The organism is Brevundimonas sp. (assembly GCF_031412435.1).
Classification (GTDB): domain Bacteria; phylum Pseudomonadota; class Alphaproteobacteria; order Caulobacterales; family Caulobacteraceae; genus Brevundimonas.
Genome location: NZ_JANODA010000017.1, coordinates 1 through 2,272, shown reverse-complemented (window position 1 = coordinate 2,272; position 2,272 = coordinate 1). Strand labels below are relative to the sequence as shown.

General features: G+C 66.9%; 2 protein-coding genes. Both read left to right on the top strand.

Annotated features, from left to right (window positions below; all coding sequences use genetic code 11):
• Window position 1 precedes the first annotated feature (1 nt).
• Window positions 2–1,306 (top strand): UDP-glucose/GDP-mannose dehydrogenase family protein, encoded by a 1,305-nt coding sequence (locus tag RMO01_RS03210; protein WP_309627606.1) that lies wholly within the window; start codon window positions 2–4, stop codon window positions 1,304–1,306.
• Between the two features lie 44 nt (window positions 1,307–1,350).
• Window positions 1,351–2,272, top strand: a 922-nt coding sequence (locus tag RMO01_RS03205; RefSeq protein WP_409013036.1) for an NAD-dependent epimerase/dehydratase family protein, incomplete at its 3' end; no start/stop codon positions are given.

Genomic DNA, 2,272 nt, shown 5'->3' with positions numbered 1-2,272 from the left:
GATGCGCGTGACGATGATTGGCACCGGCTATGTCGGTCTGGTGTCCGGCGCCTGTTTCGCCGACTTCGGCCACACGGTCGTCTGCGTCGACAAGGATCCCTCCAAGATCGAGCGGCTGAACCGGGGCGAAATCCCGATCTTCGAACCGGGCCTGGACCAGCTGGTGGCTGACAACGTCAAGGCCGGCCGTCTGGAGTTCACCCTCGACGGCGCCGAGGCCATCCGTTCGGCTGACGTCATCTTCATCGCGGTGGGCACCCCGACACGTCGCGGCGACGGTCACGCCGACCTGTCCTACGTCTATTCGGCCGCCGAAGAGATCGCCGGACTGGTCCAGGGCTTCACGGTCGTGGTCAACAAGTCCACCGTTCCGGTCGGCACCGGCGACGAGGTCGAGGCCATCATCCGCCGCGTCAATCCGGACGCCGACTTCGCCGTGGTCTCCAATCCCGAGTTCCTGCGCGAAGGCGCCGCGATCGAGGACTTCAAACGCCCGGATCGCGTCGTGGTCGGCACCGACGACGACCGCGCCAAGGCCGTGATGGCCGAGGTCTATCGCCCGCTCAGCCTCAACGACTTCCCCGTCATCTACACGTCGCGCCGGACGTCGGAGCTGATCAAATACGCAGGTAACGCCTTCCTGGCCCTGAAGATCACCTTCATCAACGAGATCGCGGACCTGTGCGAACAGGTCGGCGCCGACGTGCAGCAGGTCGCCAAGGGCATCGGCCTGGACGGCCGGATCGGCTCGAAATTCCTCAACGCCGGCCCCGGCTACGGCGGCTCCTGCTTCCCCAAGGATACCGTCGCACTGGTCCGCACGGCCCAGCAGTACGGCACGCCGGTCCGGCTGGTGGAGACGACCGTCGAGGTCAACGACGCCCGCAAGAAGGCCATGGCCGACCGGGTCCTCGCGGCCTTGGGCGGCTTCGGCGCGGGCAAGACGGTCGGCATCCTGGGCCTGGCCTTCAAGCCCAATACCGACGACATGCGCGATGCGCCGAGCCTGGACATCATCCCCGCCCTGATCGCCGCCGGCGTGAAGGTGCAGGCCTATGATCCCGAGAGCATGCACGAGGCGCAGAAGCTTCTGCCTGATGTCGACTATCGCGAGGACGCCTACAGCGCGATCGAGGACGCCGATGCCGTCGTCATCCTGACCGAGTGGGACCAGTTCCGCGCTCTCGATCTGGACCGCATCAAGCTCCTGGCCCGCGCACCGGTTATCGTCGATCTGAGGAACGTCTATCGCCCGGCGGAAATGCGCGCCCGCGGCTTCGCCTACACCAGCATCGGCCGGGGGTGAGCCCCGTGACCGTCATCGTCACCGGCGCCGCCGGCTTCGTCGGCATGCATGTCGCGGAACGCCTGCTTCAGCGCGGCGAGACGGTGATCGGCGTCGATGACTTCAACGCCTACTACGATGTGGCCCTGAAGGATCTGCGGGCGGCTCGACTGGCCGCGTATCCGGCCTTTCGCATGGTCCGCGCCGACATCGCCGATGCCGAGGCGATGGCCGAACTGGTCCGGTCATCGGGCGCCAGGCGCGTCGTCCACCTCGCCGCCCAGGCCGGGGTCCGCTACTCGATCGAAAACCCCTTCGCCTACCAGCGCTCCAACCTCCAGGGACATCTGTCGATCCTCGAGGCCTGTCGCCACAACGGCGTCGAGCATCTGGTCTACGCCTCTTCCAGCTCGGTCTACGGCGACCGACCGTTGGCCGGGCAGGGTTTCCGCGAGGACGATCCGACGGTTACCCCGGTCTCCCTCTACGCCGCGACCAAACGCTCCTGCGAACTGCTGAGCCAGAGCTACGCCTCGCTCTACGGCTTCCCCCAGTCCGGCCTGCGGTTCTTCACCGTCTATGGGCCGATGGGCCGGCCCGACATGGCCTATTTCAGCTTCACCGAGAAGATCATGCGGGGCGACCCGATCGAGGTCTACGGCGAGGGGAAGATGGCGCGGGACTTCACCTTCGTGGACGATATCGTCGACGGGGTGGTCGGCGTGCTGGACCACCCGCCGGCCCGGGGAGGGCACGAGGTCTACAATATCGGCGACTCCAGTCCGGTCGGCCTGATGGACATGATCTCCACGCTGGAGGCGGCGCTCGGGCGCGAGGCGGTTAAGGTCATGCGGCCGATGCAGGCCGGCGATGTCACCGCCACCTATGCCGATGTCTCCAAGCTCAATGCCCTGACCGGCTATGCGCCCAGGGTCGCCCTGGCCGAGGGGTTGGGCCGGTTCGTCGCCTGGTGGCGGGACTGGCGCA